Genomic DNA, 17,525 nt, shown 5'->3' on the forward strand with positions numbered 1-17,525 from the left:
AAACCCCCGCCGCGGCGAGGTTTCCTGGTGCCATGCGCGATCGTCCATGGTGGCAGGACGCCATCGGTTACCAGGTGTACCTGCCGTCCTTTCAGGACAGCGACGGCGACGGCTGGGGCGACCTGCCCGGTCTGATCAGCCGTCTGGGCCACCTCCACGACCTCGGCGTCACGTTGCTGTGGATCAGCCCGTTCCACCCCTCACCGATGCGGGACCACGGGTACGACGTCGCCGACTACCGTGGGGTCGACCCGCGCTACGGCACACTGGACGATGTGGACAAGCTGCTGTGCGCCGCGCACGAGCGGGGCATCCGGGTCGTCGCCGACCTCGTGGTGAACCACACCAGCAGCGAGCACCCGTGGTTCCGCAGCGCGCGCCGGTCCCGCACCGACCCGATGCGGGACCGCTACATCTGGCGCGACCCCGCGCCGGACGGTGGCCCGCCGAACAACTGGCTCTCGCACTTCGGCGGTCCGGCGTGGACGCTCGACGAGCACACCGGCCAGTACTACCTCCACCTGTTCACCCCCGACCAGCCGGACCTCAACTGGCAGAACCCGGAGATCGCCGACGAGGTCGACGACATCCTGCGCTTCTGGTTCGACCGCGGCCTCGACGGCTTCCGCATCGACACCGCGCACTACCTCACCAAGCACCCCGGCCTCCCGGACAACCCGTGGCTGGCGGCGGAGGACGTGCCGGTGCAGGGCGGGGTGGCGGCCGAGTGGCTGCGGCAGGATCACCGGTACGACATCGAACAGCCCTCGGCGATGGACATCCACCGCCGCTGGCGCGCGATCGCCGACTTCTACCACGCGGTGCTGATCGGCGAGGTGTACATCCTCGACCCCGCCCGGCTCGCCACCTACGTGCAGGCGGACGGCCTGCACTCCACGTTCTGGTTCGGACTGGTCGAGTCCGGCTGGGCGCCCGAGCGGGTGGCCACCATGCTGCGGGCCGCGGCCGCCGCCGCGCCCACCCTCGCCTGGGTGCAGAGCAGCCACGACCGCAAGCGCGCCGTCACCCGCTACGGCAGCGCCCGGCGCGCCATCGCCGTGGCCACCCTGCTGATGGGGCTGCCGGGCATCCCGTTCCTCTACAACGGGGAGGAACTGGGCCTGCCCGACGGGACCATCCCACCCGGACACGCCCAGGACCCGCTCGCCGCGGCCGACGGCGGCAGCCAGTCACGCGACGGCGCCCGCACCCCGATGCCCTGGGAGCCGGGGCCGGGCCTGGGCTTCACCACCGCGCCGACGGCGTGGCTGCCCTTCGGGAACCGCCGCCCGTCGGACACCGTGGCGGTGCAGCAGGACGACCCGTTCTCCCCGTTGTCGATCCACCGCAGGCTGATCGCCGCCCGTGCCCGCACCGCGTGCGCCCGCACCGCACCGCTGTGGCTCGAGGACAGCGGGGACGTGCTCGGCTACCGCACCGGCTCGGTCGTGGTCGCCGCCAACCTGTCCGAGGCGCCGCACCCGTTCGACCCGGGGCCCGGCCGCTGGCGGTGCGAGTTCGACACCGACGACCCCGAGGCGGACCGGGTGCCCGCCGAACTGGCGCCCGGGCAGGCGGTGATGGTGCGGCAGGAGTCCTCGCCGGCTGTGGTGTGATGCGTCGCCGCACCGGTGCGTGAACGCCGCGACGGCGCGCCCGGCCAACACGGTGCCCGGAGCGGTGGCCCGGCCCGTGGGGGGCCGGGCCACCGGGGATCAGAACGGCAGCCGCAGCACGAGCGAGTCCCGCACCGGGGCGTTCGCCGTGCGGATGCTGTCCAATTCGGACGGTGACAGGGCGCGGCGGTAGAGCCGGACCTCGTCCAGGCCGCCGGCCAGCCCGAAGGCGCCGTCGAGGCGGCGGCCCAGCCAGAACTGGAACGACACCGTCTGCGTCACCGAACCGGCGGCCGCCGGTCCGGCCGCCACCTGCGCGCCGTCGACCCACAGCAGCAGCTGCCCGCCGGTGCGCTGCAACGCCACGTGGTGCCACTGCTGATCGGCGTAGGCACCCGTGGAGCTGATCTGCTTCGTGCCCGACGGAGTGGTCATCGAGGCGATCAGGCGGTTCGCGGCCGGTTCGCCGCGCAGCCAGATCTGCGGCGCGGTCGAGCCCATGCCGCCCATCCAGAAGAACACCTGGTTGCTGGTCGACGCGCCGTAGTTCACCCAGCCGGTCCAGGTGAAGTCGCCGTCCCCGACCAGCTGCGAGCTGTCGTAGGGCACGCGGACGAAGTCGTCCACGCCGTCCAGCTCCAGCGCGCTGCCGTAGCGGCCGGGCACCGTGGCCGGGTCGCCGATCAGGTACGCGTTGGACCGCTGACCCGACACGTCACGGGTCGCCGGGCCGGGGGAGTTGCGCCAGCCGAGCACGTCCTCGTCGAAGCGCGCGAAGCGGATCTCGTCCCGGGCGTCCACCGGACCACCCTCGTACATCAGCCCGATCTCGGTGGTCGCCGCGTGCCGGCCGGTGATCTGCACCAGGTCCGAGTAGCCGGACCAGTCGTCGGTGACCCGGGTGCCCTGCTCGGCGTCCTCCCAGCTCCGGCCGCCGTCGTAGGACGAGCGGATCATCATCCACCGGCGCCGGTCGGTGTCCGAGGGCGAGGCGAACAGGATGCGATCCGGTCCCGGCCGGTCCAGGCGCAGCAGCGAACCCTGCACCATCGGCGTCACCAGGTCGGGGATCGTGCGGAACGGCTGGCTGAACGTCTCCCCGCCGTCCCGGCTGATCGCGAAGTCGCGGTTGCCGATGTCGGTGCCGCTCTGCTCGCGGCCACCGGCGTAGACCGACCCGTCGGCCAGCTCCACGACGCTGATCTCGGACGGCTTCTGCGGGAACGGTCCCTTCGCCTGGAACGGGTAGCTGTCCACCGCGCCGATGTGCCAGGTCTGGCCGTGGTCGTCGCTGTAGACGAGCGCGCCGTAGTTGACCACGGAATCGGTGCCCAGCGCGGTTTCCGCGTTCACCCCGAACACGAGGCGCCCGCGGTGCGGGCCCTTGGTGAGCTGGATGCCGTGCACCGGGCCGGAGGCGTACCACCCGTTCCACTCCGGCCGGGTCGCCTGTGCGCTGATGTCGGCCGGCGCCGACCAGGTCAGCCCGTCGTCGTCGCTGTATTGCACGTGCGGGGTGCGGGCGCAGGGCACCGCGCAGCCCTTGCCGTCGGTGCGGCCGGCGTTGTAGGTGGTGATCAGGACGATGCGGCCGGTGGTCTGGTCGACGATCGGCACCGGGTTGCCGTGCGTGTCGCCGTCGCCGGGGTTGACGACGCTCAGTGGCGACCAGGTCTTGCCGCCGTCGGTGGAACGCTTGAGGACGAGGTCGATGTCACCGGCGTCGCCGCAGTCGTGCACCCGGCCCTCGGCGAAGGCCAGGAGGGTGTCGTGGGTGCTCTTGACGATGGCGGGGATGCGGAAGCAGGCGTACCCCTGCTCCTGCTTGGGGTTGAACAGCGCCTGCTGGTCGAACCCGGGTCTGGCGGTGTCGGCGGAGGCGGGGGTGCCCCCGAGCAGGCCGGCGAGCAGCACCGCTACCACGAGCGGGACCGCGCGCCACACTGCGGACGATCTCATCTGCCTTCCCTTCGGTCAGTGGATGCGCAAAACCGCGACCCCGCGCGGCGGCAGCGTGTGCCGGGCCGCGGGCGCCGAGCCGGTGAGCAGGTCGGGTGCCGGTTCCGGCAGGCCGATCCGGACCTCTTCGGTGTTGTGGTTCAGCAGGAACAGGAACTCCCGGTCCGGCGCGGCCCGGCGCACGGCCTGCACGCCGGGCGGCAGCCCGGGCAGCACCGGCGCCACGCCCGCCTCGGCGGCGATCCGGTCGATCAGGCGCCGCATCCCGTCCGGATCGGGCCGGGTGCCGAGGTACCAGGCGACTCCGGCGCCGTAGCCGTGCCGGGTGATCGCGGGCGAACCGGTCAGGTCACCGCCGGTGAACGACTCGACGACCGCCGCGCCCTCCGTCGACATCGCCTCCGACCACACGGTGCCGGTGGCGCCCGAGGTCAGCGGAACGCTCGTGCCCGGGGCGAGCGGCCAGAACTCCTCCACCCGCACACCGAGCGCCTCGCGCAACGGAGCCACCGGGTATCCGCCCAGGTGGGCGCGATCGCAGGCGTCGACGATGCCGGAGAAGAACGACACCAGCAGGTGCCCGCCGCCCTCGACGTAGCGGCGCAGGCCCTCGGCGACCTCGTCCTCGAGCAGGTACAGGTTCGGCACCACGACCAGCCGGTAGGCCGACAGATCACGGGCCGGCCGCACCACGTCGCAGGTGATACCGGAGTCGAAGAACGGCGCGTAGTGCGCGAGGTGCGCGTCGAGCTGGGTGACGTCGGCCGAGGGGTGCGCGTCCAGCTCCAGCGCCCACCAGCTGTCCCAGTCGTGCAGGAACGCCACGTCCGACCGCACCCGCGTGCCGGCCACGTCGGCGAGCGCCGCGAGGTCCTGCCCCAGCGCGCGGGCCTCGGCGAACACCCGGGTGTCCGCACCGGCGTGCGGCACCATCGCCGAGTGGAACTTCTCCGCCCCGCCGCGGCTCTGCCGCCACTGGAAGAACATCGCCGCGTCCGCGCCGCGCGCCACGGCCTGCAGCACGCCCTGGCGCATCACGCCCGGCGGCTTCGCGCCGTTGTGCGTGCGCCAGTTGACCGCGCTCGGCGCGTGCTCCAGCAGCATCCACGGCCGGCCGTCCTTCAGCGACCGCACCAGGTCGTAGCCGAACGCGGCCTCCACGTGGCCGCGCGGGTCGTAGGGCTCGGGGTAGGAGTCCAGCGACACGACGTCCTCGTGCGGTTCCCACGCGTGCCAGTCCAGCGCCTTCTGCACCAGGCCGACGAAGTTGGTGGTGAGCGGCACGTGCGGGGTCACCCGGCGCAGGACCTCCGCCTCGGTGCGGTAGCAGCCCAGCGACGCGTCGGAGGAGAACCGCTGGTAGTCCAGCTGCTGGGCCGGGTTGCGGAACGACGGCGCGACCCGCGGCGGCTGGATCTCCGCCCAGTCCGAGTAGCCCTGCGACCAGAACGTGGTGGACCACGCGGCGTTCAGCGCGTCCAGGTCGCCGTAACGCGCACGCAGCCAGGACCGGAAGTCGGCGGCGGAGACGTCGCAGTAGCACGCCCGGATGTGGCAGCCGTACTCGTTGCCGACGTGCCAGATCTTCAGCGCCGGGTGGTCGCCGTACCGGGTGGCGAGCTGCTCCACCAGGCGGGCCGCGTGCTCGCGGAACACCGGGCTGGACGGGCAGAACTGCTGGCGCGACCCGGCCGACAGCCGCGTGCCGTCCTCGCGGACCGGCAGCACCTCGGGGTGGCGGTGGGTCAGCCACGGCGGCGGGGACGCGGTCATGGTCGCCAGTGCCACGCCGATGCCGGCGTCGGCGAGCTTGTCCATCACCGCGTCGACCCAGCCGAAGTCGTACTCGCCCGGCCGCGGCTCCACCTTCGCCCAGGAGAACACGCCCAGCGTCACCAGCGTGACGCCGGCCTCGGTCATCAGCTTGACGTCCTCGTCCCAGACCTCGGGCGCCCAGTGCTCCGGGTTGTAGTCGGCGCCGTAGGAGATCACAGCAGGCCCGCCTCGGTGAGCGTGCCCTTGATCCGCAGCAGTTCCTCGTCGTTGAGCGGGAGCTGCGGGGGCGCCATCACCGGGTTGTCGATGAACCCGCGCATCTTCATCGCCGCCTTGAACGCGCCCAGCCCGGCCGAGCCGCGCCCCATCCGCTCCGGCGGCGCGGCGCACGTGATGTCGAACAGCCGCAGGAGCCGTTCCTGCTCCCGCCGGGCCGCGGCCAGCTCTCCCGCGCGCACACTGTCCCAGATGGACACGTACCCGCGCGGGTCCACATTGGCCAGTCCGGGCACCGCGCCGTCGGCGCCCATCTGCAGCGCCAGGTCCACGACCAGTTCCGACCCGGTGAACACGGCGAAATCGGACAGCCCGCGCTCCCGCCGTCCCAGCACGAGCGCGCCGAACCCGGCCTCGTCGCCGCTGGAGTCCTTGATGCCGGCGAGCACGCCGTCCGCGGCCAGGCGCAGCACCATTTCCCGGTCCAGCTTGGTGTGCACCGCCATCGGGATGTCGTAGGCGAAGATCGGCAGCGTGGCCCGCGTGTGCAGCAGCCGGAAGTGCTGCTCGATCTCCGCGACGTGCGTACGCGTGTAGTACGGCGCGGTGATGACCAGTGCGTCCGCACCGGCCTCCTCGGCGACGCGGACGTGCTCGGCCACCCGCAGTGTCGTCATGTCGATGCAGCCGGCCAGCACCGGGACCCGGCCGCCGACGTGCTCCACCGTCGTCTCGATCACCACCCGGCGCTGCCGGTCCGGCAGGAAAGCCACCTCGCTGGACGAACCGAGCACGAACACCCCGTGCACACCCGCGTCCAGCTGGACGTCCAGGTGCCGCCGCAGCGAGTCGACGTCGATCGTGAAGTCGTCCCGGAACGGGGTGCACAGCGGGGGGATGATGCCGGTGAATCGAGTCATCGAACACTCACTTCGAGTTCTGGGTGGATGCAGTGGTAGGTGTGCCCGGCGCCGGCCTCCGACGCCGGTGGCACCGCCTCGGCGCACTCGTCCGTCGCTTTCGGACACCGGGTGCGGAACGGGCAGCCGCTGGGCGGGTTGACCGCGGACGGCACCGGCCCGGTCAGCACTATCGGTTCGATCGGGTTGAGCAGGCTCGGCGTCGCCGAGAACAACGCCCGCGTGTACGGGTGCCGCGCCTCGCCCGGGATGGCCGCCGCCGGTGCGTCCTCGACGATGCGGCCGAGGTACATCGTGACGATGCGGTCGCTCATCTTCCGCACGGTCTGGATGTCGTGCGAGACGAAGATCATCCCCAGGTTCAGCCGCTCACGCAGGTCGAGCAGCAGGTTGAGGATCTGGGCACGCACCGAGACGTCCAGCGCGGAGGTCGGTTCGTCGGCGACCAGCAGGGACGGCTCCAGCGCCAGCGCCCGCGCGATCGCCACCCGCTGCCGCTGCCCGCCGGAGAGCTGGCCGGGTACCGCGTCCGCGACGCTGGGCGGCAGGCCGACCAGCTCCATCAGCTCGCGCACCCGTTCGGCGCGCTCGGCCGGGGTGCCGACCCGGTGCACGTCCAGCGGATCACGCACGATGCGGGCGATGGACATGCGCCGGTTCAGCGCGGTGGACGGGTCCTGGAAGATCATCCCGATGTCCCGGCCGAAGTCGCGCCGCACGGAGCCGCGCTCCCACAACGGTTTCCCGCGGAACCGCACGACACCCCGGGTGGGCTTCTGCAGTCCGACCACGACCTTCGCCAGTGTCGTCTTGCCGCAGCCGGACTCGCCGACCACGCCGATCGTCTCGCCGGGGCGGACGGTCAGCGACGCGTCGGTCAGCGCGTGCACGGAGTCGTGCCCGAGCAGCCCGGACGAGCGGATCTTGTGCACGACGTGCACGCCGTCGAGTTCCAGCAGGCTCATGCCGGGGCTCCCTTCACCAGGACCTCCGGTGCGGCGATCGGTTCGGCGGGGTGGTGGCAGGCGACCAGGTGGTGCATGCCGTCACCGGCCACCACCGGCGGCTCGACCCGGCAGTGCGCCCGCGCCGCGGGGCAGCGGTCGGAGAACCGGCAGCCCGGGGCGAACTCGGCGGGCGGCGGGACCACACCCTTGATCTGGGTGAGCCGGGCGTCGTTCTCCTCCAGCGACAGCACCGCGCTGAGCAGGCCGCGCGTGTAGTGGTGCCGCGGCGCGCCGACGATCTGCGCGGTCGTCCCGGCTTCGGCGACCTGCCCGCCGTACATGACCACCACGCGGTCGGCGACGTCGGACACCAGGGCCAGGTCGTGCGACACCAGCACGAGCGCGAACCCGAGTTCCTCCTGCAGGCGCAGCAGCAGCGCGATGACCTGCGCCTGGACCGTCACGTCGAGCGCGGTGGTCGGCTCGTCGGCCACGATCAGCTTGGGACTGCGGGACAGCGCCATCGCGATCAGCACCCGCTGACGCTGCCCGCCGGACAGCTCGTGCGGATACGCCCGCAACGTCCGGTCCGGGTCGAGGTTCACGAGCTCGACGAGTTCGCGCGGGCTGCGCGTGCCGCCGCGCCGGGTGAACTGCTTGAGCTGCGCGTGGATCGTCATCGCCGGGTTCAGCGAGCTGAGCGCGTCCTGGTAGATCATCGCGATGTCGTGCCCGAGGTGGCGGCGCCGCGCGGACGGCTTCATCGTCAGCAGGTCGTGCCCGTCGAACATCAGCCGGCCGGACAGCTGCGCGGTCCGCGGTTGCAGGCCGACGACCGACAGCGCGGTCAGCGACTTGCCGCAGCCGGACTCGCCGATCAGGCCCAGCACCTCGCCCGGCCGCACGGTGAACGACACGTCGTCGACCACGTTGACGCCGTTGTGCCGCTCCGGGAACGAGATCGTCAGCCCCTCCACCGACAGCAGTGGTTCGCGGTCGGTCAGGGTGCGGGACCGGCGGGACAGCCGCTCGCCGACCTCACGCAGACCGCCGATCGGCAGCACCGGCGCGACGTTCCCGGCCGCCTCCTCGGCGACGACCGCCTTGGCGACCTCCGCGGCACGGGCGGTGCGGGCCGACGGCGCGGCCCACGCGTCGGAAATCCCTTCCGACAGCACGTTCAGCGCCAGCACGGTGATCAGGATCATCAGGCCGGGGAACAGGGTGGCCCACCAGCCGCCGGTCAGCACCATGTCCTTGCCGTCGGACAGCACCGAGCCCCAGGACGGGTCGGGCGGCTGGATGCCCGCGCCGATGAACGACAGCGACGCCTCGAACACGATGGCGTCGGCCACCATCACCGTGCAGTACACCAGGATCGGCGCGGCACAGTTCACCGCGACGTGCCGCACCAGGATGAAGAACCGCCGGGCGCCGATGATGTGCTCGGCCGCCACGTAGTCCTCGCCGTACTGCGCGAGCACGTTGGCCCGGACCACCCGCGCCACCGGCGGCACGTTGACGAACGCGATCGCGAAGATCAGCACCTCGATGCCGCGGCCGAACACCGCCACGAACACCGCGGCGAGCGCGATGCCGGGGAAGGCCATCAGCACGTCCAGCACGCGCATGATCACCGCGTCGACCGCGCGCCCCGAGGTGGCGGCGAGCGCGCCGATCAGCGCGCCGGCGAGCAGCGCGAGCACGGCGGCCCCCAGGCCGATCGCGAGCGACCAGCGGGTGCCGTGCACCACGCGGGAGAGGATGTCGCGACCGGACTGGTCGGTGCCGAACCAGTGCGCGGCGTTCGGCCCGGTGACCTCGGTGCCCAGCGCGTACGGGTCCTTGACCAGCAGCGGCCCGACGAGGGCGACCAGCGCGAGCAGGACCAGCAGCACGACCGCGACCCAGGACGCGGTGCCGATCCGCCGGAAGCGGATACCCGGCCGGGACAGCCTTTTCGTGAGCCCGGGCCGGTACAGCTGCCGCATCACGACCGGCTCCGCAGGCGCGGGTTCACGATCAGGTACAGCACGTCGACGATCAGGTTGACCAGGACGAACCCGACGGCGATCGTGATCACGAAGCCCTGGACCTTCGCGGTGTCGCCGTCGGTGACGGCTCGGATCATGTTCTGTCCCATCCCGGGCAGCGCGAACATCGTCTCGATCACGACGGCGCCGCCCAGCAGGTAGCCGACCCGCAGGCCGAGCACGGTGAGGGGGTTGATCAACGCGTTGCGGAGCACGTTCCGGCCGACGACCACCACCGGTGGCAACCCGCCGCCGCGCGCGGTGCGGACGTAGTCCTTGTCCAGTTCCTCCACCATCGAGGTGCGGATGATCCGGGTCAGCTGCGCGGCCACCGGCAGCGCCAGCGACACCGCCGGCAGGGTCAGCGAGTTCAGCCAGCCGCCGAACGAGTCGGCCGGGCTGACGTACCCGCTGGTGGGGAACAGTCCCTTGCCCACCGCGAGCCACTGCACGAGCAGCACCGCGATCCAGAACGCGGGCGCGGCGACGCCGGCCAGCGTGACGATCCGGATCAGCTGGTCCGGCCAGCGGTCGCGGAACAGCGCCGACGTCACGCCGAGCACGAGGCCGGCGACGACCGCGATCAGCAGGCCCAGCAGGGTCAGCTGCACCGTCAGCGGCAGCGCGGTGGCGATGGTGTGTCCCACCGGTTCCCGGGTGATCACGCTCGTGCCGAAGTCACCTTGCACCAGGTGCCACACGAAGTGCACGTACCGCAGCGGCAGCGGGTCCAGCAGACCGTTGTCCCGGCGGAACTGGTCGAGCTGCTCCTGGGTGGCGTTCGCCCCATCGAACGCGGCCAGCGCCGGGTCGACGGGGGAGAACTGCATGACCACGAACACGAACAGGATCACGCCGAGCAGCAGCGGGATCAGGGCGAGGATGCGCGCGAGCAGCATCCGGAGGACGACGACCATGGCGGCTCCCGCGGATCAGGCCGGCTTGGCCTGGTTGAGGTAGATGCCCGGGTAACCCTGCGCGCGGACGCCGTTGATCTTCCGCGCGTCCCACGCGGTGCCGAGCTGGGTGAACACCACGGGGTAGATGACCGCGTGGTCGGAGATCATGTCGAGCAGCTGCTTGGTGAGCTGCCTGCGGCGGGTCTCGTCGGTTTCCGAGGCCGCCTGGTTCTGCAGTTGCAGCAGCGCCTGCGACTCCGGCCCGGTCCAGCGCGCGTAGGTGGTCATCAGCACCGAGGTGGTGTCGTAGTAGTAGCGCGTGAGCAGGTCCGGGTCGTTGCCGAACTGCAGCGGGTTGTTCGTGGTGGCGACCACTTCGAAGTCCTTGCCGCTGTCCAGTTTGGAGAACAGCGCCTTGGTGTCCTGCGAGTCGAGTGTGGTGGTCACGCCGATCGCGTCCCAGCCCTCCTTGATGACCTTGACGCAGTCGGCGACGAGCGAGGTGTTGGTGGTGGACAGCGTGACCGCGAGGTTGGTGATGCCGGCCTGCTGCAGCAGTTCCTTGGCCTTGGCCGGGTTGTAGGTGAAGTCGTTGGCCGCGGGTTGCGAGGCAGGCAGCTTCGGGTTGATGAACGAGGTGGCGGCGGTGCCCGCGCCCTGCAGCCCGATCTGGATCATCTTCTGCTTGTCGATGGCGTAGTGCAGGGCCTGCCGCACGCGCTTGTCCGTGAACGGCGCGTGGGTGGTGTTGAACATCAGGAACAGGTTGTTGCCGCCGTCGGCGAACTCGACGGTGCGGCCGGCCTTGCGCAGCTGATCGGCGTTGGCCGGCGGGATGTTGTCGACGATCTGCGCCTCCGGGTTGCTGCCCGAGATGGCGGCCACGCGTGGTGCCGCGTCCACGATCGACTTCCACAGCATCGACTGGTAGGCGGCCGGGCGCGGGCCGTTGTAGTCGGCGAACTTCTCGAAGCGCGTGTAGGACAACGGGGCCTGCTCGACGACCTTGTACGGCCCGGAGCCGACGACCTTGCCCGCGGCGGCGTCGCTCCATTTGCCGTCGAAGACGTGCTTGGGGCAGATCTTCGCGGTCTGGATGCGCTGCAGCGCGTACGGGAAGGGGTGCTTGAGCACGAACTCCACGGAGTTCTCGCCGGTCTTGCGCACCTCGGCGAGCCAGTCCGCGAAGAAGCTGTGCACCAGCACCTTCTCCTTCGGGTCGAGCACGCGCGCGTAGGTGAACACGACGTCGTCGGCGGTCACCGGAGTTCCGTCGTGCCACTTCGCGCCGTCGCGCAGCTCGAACTTCAGGCTGGTCCCGGACAGGTCCGCGGGCAGGGCCTTGGCGAGCGCGGGGAACGGGTCGCGCGTGATCGGGTCGCCCTCGACGAGCGACTCGTAGCAGTGCAGGTTCGCGGCCATGGAGAACGCGGAGGCGGTCTGCAGCGGGTCCCAGGTCTGGTTGTTGCCGTAGCCGATGACCGCGGTGAGCGTGCCGGTCGAGTTGCCCGTGGAGTTGGTGGAGGAAGGTCCGCCACAGGCACCCAGGGTGACCGAGAAGGCCGCGGCCGTGCCGGCCAGCCCGGTGTACCGCAGGAAACTACGGCGGCTGAGCCCGGACAAGCTGTGCGACATGACGTCTCCTGACTTGTGCTTCGTTGATCAAGCCTCAGCGGGGAAGTAGGACGTAGGACGTCCTGCGTTCGGGTGACTGTAAACAGCGGCGTGCCCGGTGGTCAAGGGTCTGACGTAGGATGTCCGGAAATTCGGCGGTCAGCAGGCGGGGAGTTGAACGTGGCACGCCCTCAGCTCGGCGACGAAATCAGCAAACGGATCATCGATCTGATCATCGAGCGGGATCTTCCGCCCGGGTCGCCGATGCCCACGGAGCTGGACCTGATGGCCGACATCGGGGTGAGCCGCAACTCGATCCGCGAGGCGATCCGGGCGCTGCGGGCGCTCGGGATCGTCGAGGTCCGGCACGGGTACGGCACGTTCGTCGGCTCGGCCGGGTCCGAGGCGCTGCGCACCTGGCTGTTGTTCCGCACCCGGACACCCGGGGCCGGGACGACCGGCCGGCTGCGGGACCTGCTGGAGGTGCGGGAGATGCTGGAGACCGAGCTGACGCGGCGCGTGGCCCGGCGGCACCGGCCCGAGCTGATCGCCGACCTGGAGGAACGCGTGGCCCGGATGCGCCGGAAGGGCCCGGACAGCGCGACCGCCGACCGCGAGTTCCACGACCTGATCTGCGCCGAGGCGGGGTTCGACCTGGCGCGCGAGCTGACGCGGTTGTTCTGGGACGTCTACCAGGCGGCGGAGACCGAGCTGGGCGGTCCGGCGGGATCGGCGGTGACCACGGCGAAGCGGCACCAGGCGATCGTCGATGCGCTGGTCTCGGCCGATCCGGACGCCGCGGAGGAAGCCGTGCACCGGCATTTCGACGAGGTCCGCAAGCGGGCGAAGGCCGGTGCGTACGGCGGGCTGGGCGCGGCGACGCCCTGCTGACGGTGCGTGCCCGGCCGTGCTGCCGCCGGGCACGCGCCACCGGATCACGCCAGGATCTTGGCGAGCCAGGCGGCCTGCTCGGCGACCTGCGCGCCCTGCCCGCCCTCGTGCTCGTTCCACTCCCAGACCCGGATCTCCCCGGGACCGCCGTAGCGGTTGAAGGCCGCGAACACCGTGGACGGCGGGCACACCGGATCCCGCAGCGCCACGCTGAACAACGCCGGCGCCGACGCCCGCGGGGCCAGCACCGCAGCGTCGAAGTACCGCAACGTGGCGAACACCTCCGCCGACCGCCGGCGGTGCGCGGCCAGCCACGTCACCAGCTCCAGGTAGGGACCGTCGGACGCGATCTCCGCGCCGCGCCGGAAGTGGCACAGGAACGGCACATCCGGCATCGCCGCGGCGATGTCCGGCGCCAGCGCGGCCGCGGCGAGCGTGATGCCGCCGCCCTGGCTGCCGCCGGCCACCACGATCCGGTCCGCGTCCACGGCCGGGTGCGCCCGCGCCGCGGCCACCGCGCGCACCGCGTCCACGTACACCCGCCGGTAGAAGTACTGCGCCGGGTCCAGGATGCCCAGCGTCATGAACCCGGGCACGTGGGGCCCCGGCGGGCCGGGCATCGTGTCGGCGGTGGCGCCGGGCAGCGTTTTCCCGCCCTGACCACGCGTGTCCACCACGAGGTGGGCGTAGCCGAACGCCGACCAGGTGAGGACGTCGTGCGGCAGCCCGCGGCCCAGGTTGTACCCGAGGTACTGCACCACGCACGGCAGCTTCTCCGGCCGCTGCCGGGGCAGCACCAGCCACGCCGAGATCCGCTGGCCGTGCGCGCCGGTGAACGAGGTGTCGAACACCTCCACCGTGCGCAGCAGCGTCTCGTGCGGACGGAACACCGGGTCCAGGTCGAACGCCGCCGCCTCGGACAACGCGGCGGCCCAGAACGCGTCCAGGTCCGGCGGCTCCTCCAGTGCTGGGCGGTATTCCGACAACTCGGACAGGGGGAGATCGTAGGTGGTGGTCACCGTCATCCTCACTTTCGCGGGGTCCCGGCCGAGACTAATGCCGGAACCCCGCGGAAGTCAGTGCTCCATCCGCGCGACGACGCAGCGTCCACTGTGTCCACTGTGTCCACTGCGTCCACTGTGTGTGTACCACCGAGCGGTCACCGTCGGCCGCTGCGGAACGTCCTCACTCGACGGAGAACGCCGAGGCGTAGGCGTTCTCGGGGCAGATGATCCAGGCGTAGTAGGTGCCCGGGGCGGTGCCTGCCGGGACGGTGGCGTTCCAGTGCGTCGGCACCCCGGAGGGTACGACGTTCTCCAGTGCGACCGATTCCGGCGCCCCGGAGGCGTTGACGCAGTTCGCTTCCACGTCCACCACCTGACCCGCGTGCACGAAGTCGGGCTCGACGTTGATCCACCCGCACGAGCCGGTGCTGCCCGGTTCCGGCACGCAGTACCGGTGCGCGGTGGCGCTCGCGGACGGTGCGGCGAACAACGACAGCCCGAGTGCCCCGGTCGCGGCCGCCAGGACGATTCCCTTGAGGTGCATGACCATTCCTCCCAGTTGAGGTCGTACACCTCTCCTTACGCGGAGAGTGATCACGCGGTTGCCCGCCGCCGTGGAATTCCGGTGCACCGCGACCCGGCGACCGGTCATACTGCGACGCATGCTGGTGGAGCTGACCGAGCGCGTGCGCCGGGGTGAACCGATCACCTTCCTGTTCTTCTGGGGACACCGCCCGGAACGGGACGGCGGTGTGGGGCGGGGGTGCCTGAGCCAGTGGTGGCCCGCGCGGTTCACGGCGGACGGCCGGGAGTTCGCCACGGCGGAGCACTACTTGATGTGGCGCAAGGCGATGTTGTTCGGTGACCGCCCTACCGCCGGGGAGATCCTGCGTGCCCCGGACCCGGCGACGGCCAAGGAGCTGGGCCGCCGGGTGGCCGGGTTCGACGAGGACCGGTGGGTGGAGTGCCGGTACGGCATCGTGGTCGCCGCGTCGGTCGCGAAGTTCGGGCAGGACCCGCGGCTGCGCCGGTTCCTGCTCGGCACCGGGGAGCGGGTGCTGGTCGAGGCCAGCCCGGTCGACGCCGTGTGGGGGATCGGCGTGGCCGCCGATGACCCGCGCGCGAGCGACCCGGCGCGGTGGCCCGGGCTCAACCTGCTGGGGTTCGCGCTGATGGAGGCGCGCGCGACGCTCGCCGGCTGAGCCCCCGGGGTGCCGCCGTGCCCGCGTTTCTCCCGGCAGCTGCGCGGGCATTCCGGGACATGCGCGCGACGACGGTGATCGAGCGGGAGCGGAAGTTCGACTTCGACGACGGGCGGCCGGTGCCCCGGCTGACCGGGGTGGGGCCGGTGGCGGCGCAGGCCGACGCCCGCGAGTCCCACCTCGACACCATCTACTACGACACCCCGGACCTGCGGCTGGCCCGGGCCGGCGTGACGCTGCGGCGCCGCACCGGCGGGGACGACGAGGGCTGGCACCTCAAGCGGCCCGGCGCCGCCGGTGCGCGTGAGGAGACCCAGCTGCCCCTCGGTGACCGCGTGCCGCACGAGCTCGCCGAGGCCGCGCGCGAGTGGACGGGTGGCGCGGACCTCGTGGAGGTGGCGCACCTGCGGGTCGACCGGTTCACCCACGAGCTCACCGACGACGACGGCCGCCGCCTGGCGCTGCTGACCGACGACCACGTGCGTGGTGCGCGCGCCGGGGATCAGGCCCACCTGGACAGCTGGCGCGAACTCGAGGTCGAGCTGGACGCCGGGGACCCCGAGCTGCTCGACACCCTGACCGCGGCCCTGCTCGCCGGCGGGGTCCGGCCGGCGCACTGGCCGTCCAAGCTGCGCCGGCTGCTCGCGGCCGAACTGGCCGCCGGTGCCGAGCACGGCAACGCCGGCGAAACCGTGATGTCCTACCTGCGCGACCAGGTCGACGCCCTGCGGGCGCACGACGCGGGTGTCCGGCGCGGGGACCCGGACGCGGTGCACCAGTTGCGGGTCGTGATGCGGCGGTTGCGCAGCGCCCTGCGCGGCTACCGGCGCCTCTTCGTGCGGGAGCGGGCACGGTGGCTGGCGGGTGAGCTGAAGTGGGCCGGGCAGGTGCTGTCCCCGGCGCGGGACGGCGAGGTGCGGCGCGAAATCCTGCTGGACGCGCTGGCGGAGTTCCCGCGCGGCCCGGAGACCGAGCACGCCCGCCGCACCCTGCTGTCCTGTTTGGACGAGGTGGCCGCGCGCGACCGGGAGACGCTGCTCGCGCGGCTGCACACCGAACGGTACGCGCGGCTGCTCGGCGCACTCGACGAGTGGGTGGCGGACCCGCCGCTGACGGTGTCGGCCGAGTCCGGCCGGCGCGAGCTGCGCACGGCCCTCCGCGAGGCCGACGAGCGGCTGGCGGCGGCGGTCGCCGCGGCCCGGGAGGCGCCCGACCCGGACACCGCCCTGCACGAGGTGCGCAAGAAGGCGAAGGCGGCGCACTACATGGCGGACGCGGCCCGGCCACTGCTGGGCAACCGGGTGCGAAAGTGGCGGCGGGCGGTCAAGTCGGTGCAACGTGAGCTGGGCGAGTACCACGATCTGGCGGGCGCGGCGCGGCTGCTGCGGGACGGGCCGTGGGAGTCGGTGAACGACGCGTTCCTGTTCGGCCGCATGCACGAACGGTTGCGGGCCCGCTGCACCGCGCTGCGCGCGGACTTCGAGCGACGGGAGCGGCCGGCCGCGCCGTGAGCGGCGCCAGCGGACCAGGCCGGGGTCGTCACCGGGCGGCGCGCCGGCGGTCCGCACCCAGGGCCGTGGTCAGGGCGTGCGCCTCCTTCAGCAGCAGCGCGCCCATCTGCGCCCGCCGTGGCTCGCGGAACCGGGACTCCACGCCGGTGAGCGTCAGCGCCCACGCCGGTTCCCCGGCCGCGCCGAACACCGCCGCCGCCATGCCCCAGCTGCCCTCGACCACCAGGCCCGGGTTGACCGAATACCCGCGTTCCCGGGTCTGCGCGATCCGCTCGCGCAGCGGCCCGGGCGCGTGCGCCGCGCCCCACCGCTCGGTCAGGTCGACGCGTGCCAGGTACTCGTCGATCTCCCGGTCGGACAGCAACGACAGCACCACCAGCCCGGCCGAGACCACCCCCAGCGGGAACCGCGCGCCCTCGTACAGCACGAACGAGCGGATCGGGAAGTCGCCGTCCTCCCGCAGCAGGCACACCGTCTCGTCGCCGCGCCGCGCCGAGAAGAACGCGCTCTCGCCGGTCGCCGCCGCCAGCCGGTGCACGCTCGCCCGCGCGTGCTGCGTCACGTCGTAGCGCGCCGCGGCGGATTCGCCCAGCAGGTACAGCTCCGGGCCGAGGTGCCAGCGGCCGGTGCGGTGGTCGCGGTCGACGAACCCCTCGTCGGCCAGCGCCGCGAGCAGCCGGTGGGCCGTGGGCCGGGCCAGGCCCGTCGTGCGGGACACCTCGGACGTGGACGCGCCGGGCTCACCGGCCGTGGACAGCGCGCGCAGCACCATCGCGGCGCGGCCGATCAGGTGGGCTGGCGGCATGCTCCTATGTTACGTCCACTCAGTGAACGCCGTGGCCGCGCTCGTTCACCTGACGAGCGATGCCGGTACCGCGCTTGACCCGGTTTTCCCAGCTCCGGTTCACTTTCGCGCAGTGCTCATTCCACGGACGCT

14 protein-coding genes are annotated in these 17,525 nt (G+C 72.1%); 4 read left to right on the forward strand and 10 right to left on the reverse strand.

Annotation, left to right across the window (positions count from 1 at the left end; genetic code table 11):
* Positions 1-32 precede the first annotated feature (32 nt).
* Positions 33-1,616: an alpha-amylase family glycosyl hydrolase gene (locus FHX45_RS23095; RefSeq protein ID WP_167105769.1), complete on the forward strand. Its 1,584-nt coding sequence runs from the start codon at positions 33-35 to the stop codon at positions 1,614-1,616.
* Between the two features lie 99 nt (positions 1,617-1,715).
* Here FHX45_RS23095 and FHX45_RS23100 read toward each other — a convergent pair whose 3' ends face one another.
* From FHX45_RS23100 to FHX45_RS23130, 7 genes are read right to left on the reverse strand one after another with little or no spacing between them, the layout of a single operon-like run.
* Complete coding sequence (locus tag FHX45_RS23100) at positions 1,716-3,575, reverse strand: sialidase family protein (protein WP_167105772.1); 1,860 nt, start codon at positions 3,573-3,575, stop codon at positions 1,716-1,718.
* A gap of 15 nt (positions 3,576-3,590) precedes the next feature.
* The gene (locus tag FHX45_RS23105; protein WP_167105775.1) at positions 3,591-5,567 is read right to left on the reverse strand and encodes a beta-galactosidase; all 1,977 of its coding nucleotides are present in this window, start codon (positions 5,565-5,567) and stop codon (positions 3,591-3,593) included.
* Entirely contained in the window at positions 5,564-6,487 is a 924-nt protein-coding gene (locus FHX45_RS23110) for a dihydrodipicolinate synthase family protein (protein ID WP_167105778.1), read from the reverse strand. Before FHX45_RS23110 ends, FHX45_RS23105 begins: the two co-directional genes overlap by 4 nt.
* Positions 6,484-7,452 (reverse strand): oligopeptide/dipeptide ABC transporter ATP-binding protein, encoded by a 969-nt coding sequence (locus FHX45_RS23115; RefSeq protein WP_167105781.1) that lies wholly within the window; start codon positions 7,450-7,452, stop codon positions 6,484-6,486. The genes FHX45_RS23110 and FHX45_RS23115 overlap by 4 nt, the downstream gene beginning before the upstream one ends.
* On the reverse strand, positions 7,449-9,425 hold the full coding sequence (locus tag FHX45_RS23120) for a dipeptide/oligopeptide/nickel ABC transporter permease/ATP-binding protein (RefSeq protein WP_167109354.1): 1,977 nt from the start codon (positions 9,423-9,425) through the stop codon (positions 7,449-7,451). Before FHX45_RS23120 ends, FHX45_RS23115 begins: the two co-directional genes overlap by 4 nt.
* Positions 9,425-10,384: an ABC transporter permease gene (locus tag FHX45_RS23125; protein WP_167105784.1), complete on the reverse strand. Its 960-nt coding sequence runs from the start codon at positions 10,382-10,384 to the stop codon at positions 9,425-9,427. The genes FHX45_RS23120 and FHX45_RS23125 overlap by 1 nt, the downstream gene beginning before the upstream one ends.
* 15 nt (positions 10,385-10,399) lie before the next feature.
* The gene (locus tag FHX45_RS23130) at positions 10,400-12,001 is read right to left on the reverse strand and encodes an ABC transporter substrate-binding protein (RefSeq protein ID WP_167105787.1); all 1,602 of its coding nucleotides are present in this window, start codon (positions 11,999-12,001) and stop codon (positions 10,400-10,402) included.
* Positions 12,002-12,160: 159 nt separating this feature from the next.
* Here FHX45_RS23130 and FHX45_RS23135 point away from each other — a divergent pair, with 159 nt between their 5' ends.
* A complete protein-coding gene (locus FHX45_RS23135; protein ID WP_167105790.1) occupies positions 12,161-12,871 on the forward strand; it encodes an FCD domain-containing protein in 711 nt (236 codons plus the stop codon).
* Positions 12,872-12,915: 44 nt separating this feature from the next.
* Here FHX45_RS23135 and FHX45_RS23140 read toward each other — a convergent pair whose 3' ends face one another.
* Entirely contained in the window at positions 12,916-13,890 is a 975-nt protein-coding gene (locus FHX45_RS23140; RefSeq protein ID WP_341771577.1) for an acetylxylan esterase, read from the reverse strand.
* Positions 13,891-14,056: 166 nt separating this feature from the next.
* Positions 14,057-14,419 carry a hypothetical protein gene (locus tag FHX45_RS23145; RefSeq protein WP_167105796.1) on the reverse strand — a complete coding sequence of 121 codons (363 nt, stop codon included), beginning with the start codon at positions 14,417-14,419 and terminating at the stop codon, positions 14,057-14,059.
* 118 nt (positions 14,420-14,537) lie between these two features.
* Here FHX45_RS23145 and FHX45_RS23150 point away from each other — a divergent pair, with 118 nt between their 5' ends.
* Together FHX45_RS23150 and FHX45_RS23155 are read left to right on the forward strand one after the other, a co-directional pair.
* Positions 14,538-15,077, forward strand: coding sequence for an NADAR family protein (locus FHX45_RS23150; protein ID WP_167105799.1), 540 nt, complete (start codon positions 14,538-14,540; stop codon positions 15,075-15,077).
* A gap of 17 nt (positions 15,078-15,094) precedes the next feature.
* The gene (locus tag FHX45_RS23155; RefSeq protein ID WP_341771578.1) at positions 15,095-16,588 is read left to right on the forward strand and encodes a CYTH and CHAD domain-containing protein; all 1,494 of its coding nucleotides are present in this window, start codon (positions 15,095-15,097) and stop codon (positions 16,586-16,588) included.
* A gap of 28 nt (positions 16,589-16,616) precedes the next feature.
* Here the strand turns inward: FHX45_RS23155 and FHX45_RS23160 are convergent, their stop codons facing one another.
* On the reverse strand, positions 16,617-17,393 hold the full coding sequence (locus FHX45_RS23160; protein ID WP_167105802.1) for an IclR family transcriptional regulator: 777 nt from the start codon (positions 17,391-17,393) through the stop codon (positions 16,617-16,619).
* Positions 17,394-17,525: the final 132 nt, after the last annotated feature.

The sequence above is a fragment of the Amycolatopsis granulosa genome, assembly GCF_011758745.1.
GTDB lineage: Bacteria > Actinomycetota > Actinomycetes > Mycobacteriales > Pseudonocardiaceae > Amycolatopsis_E > Amycolatopsis_E granulosa.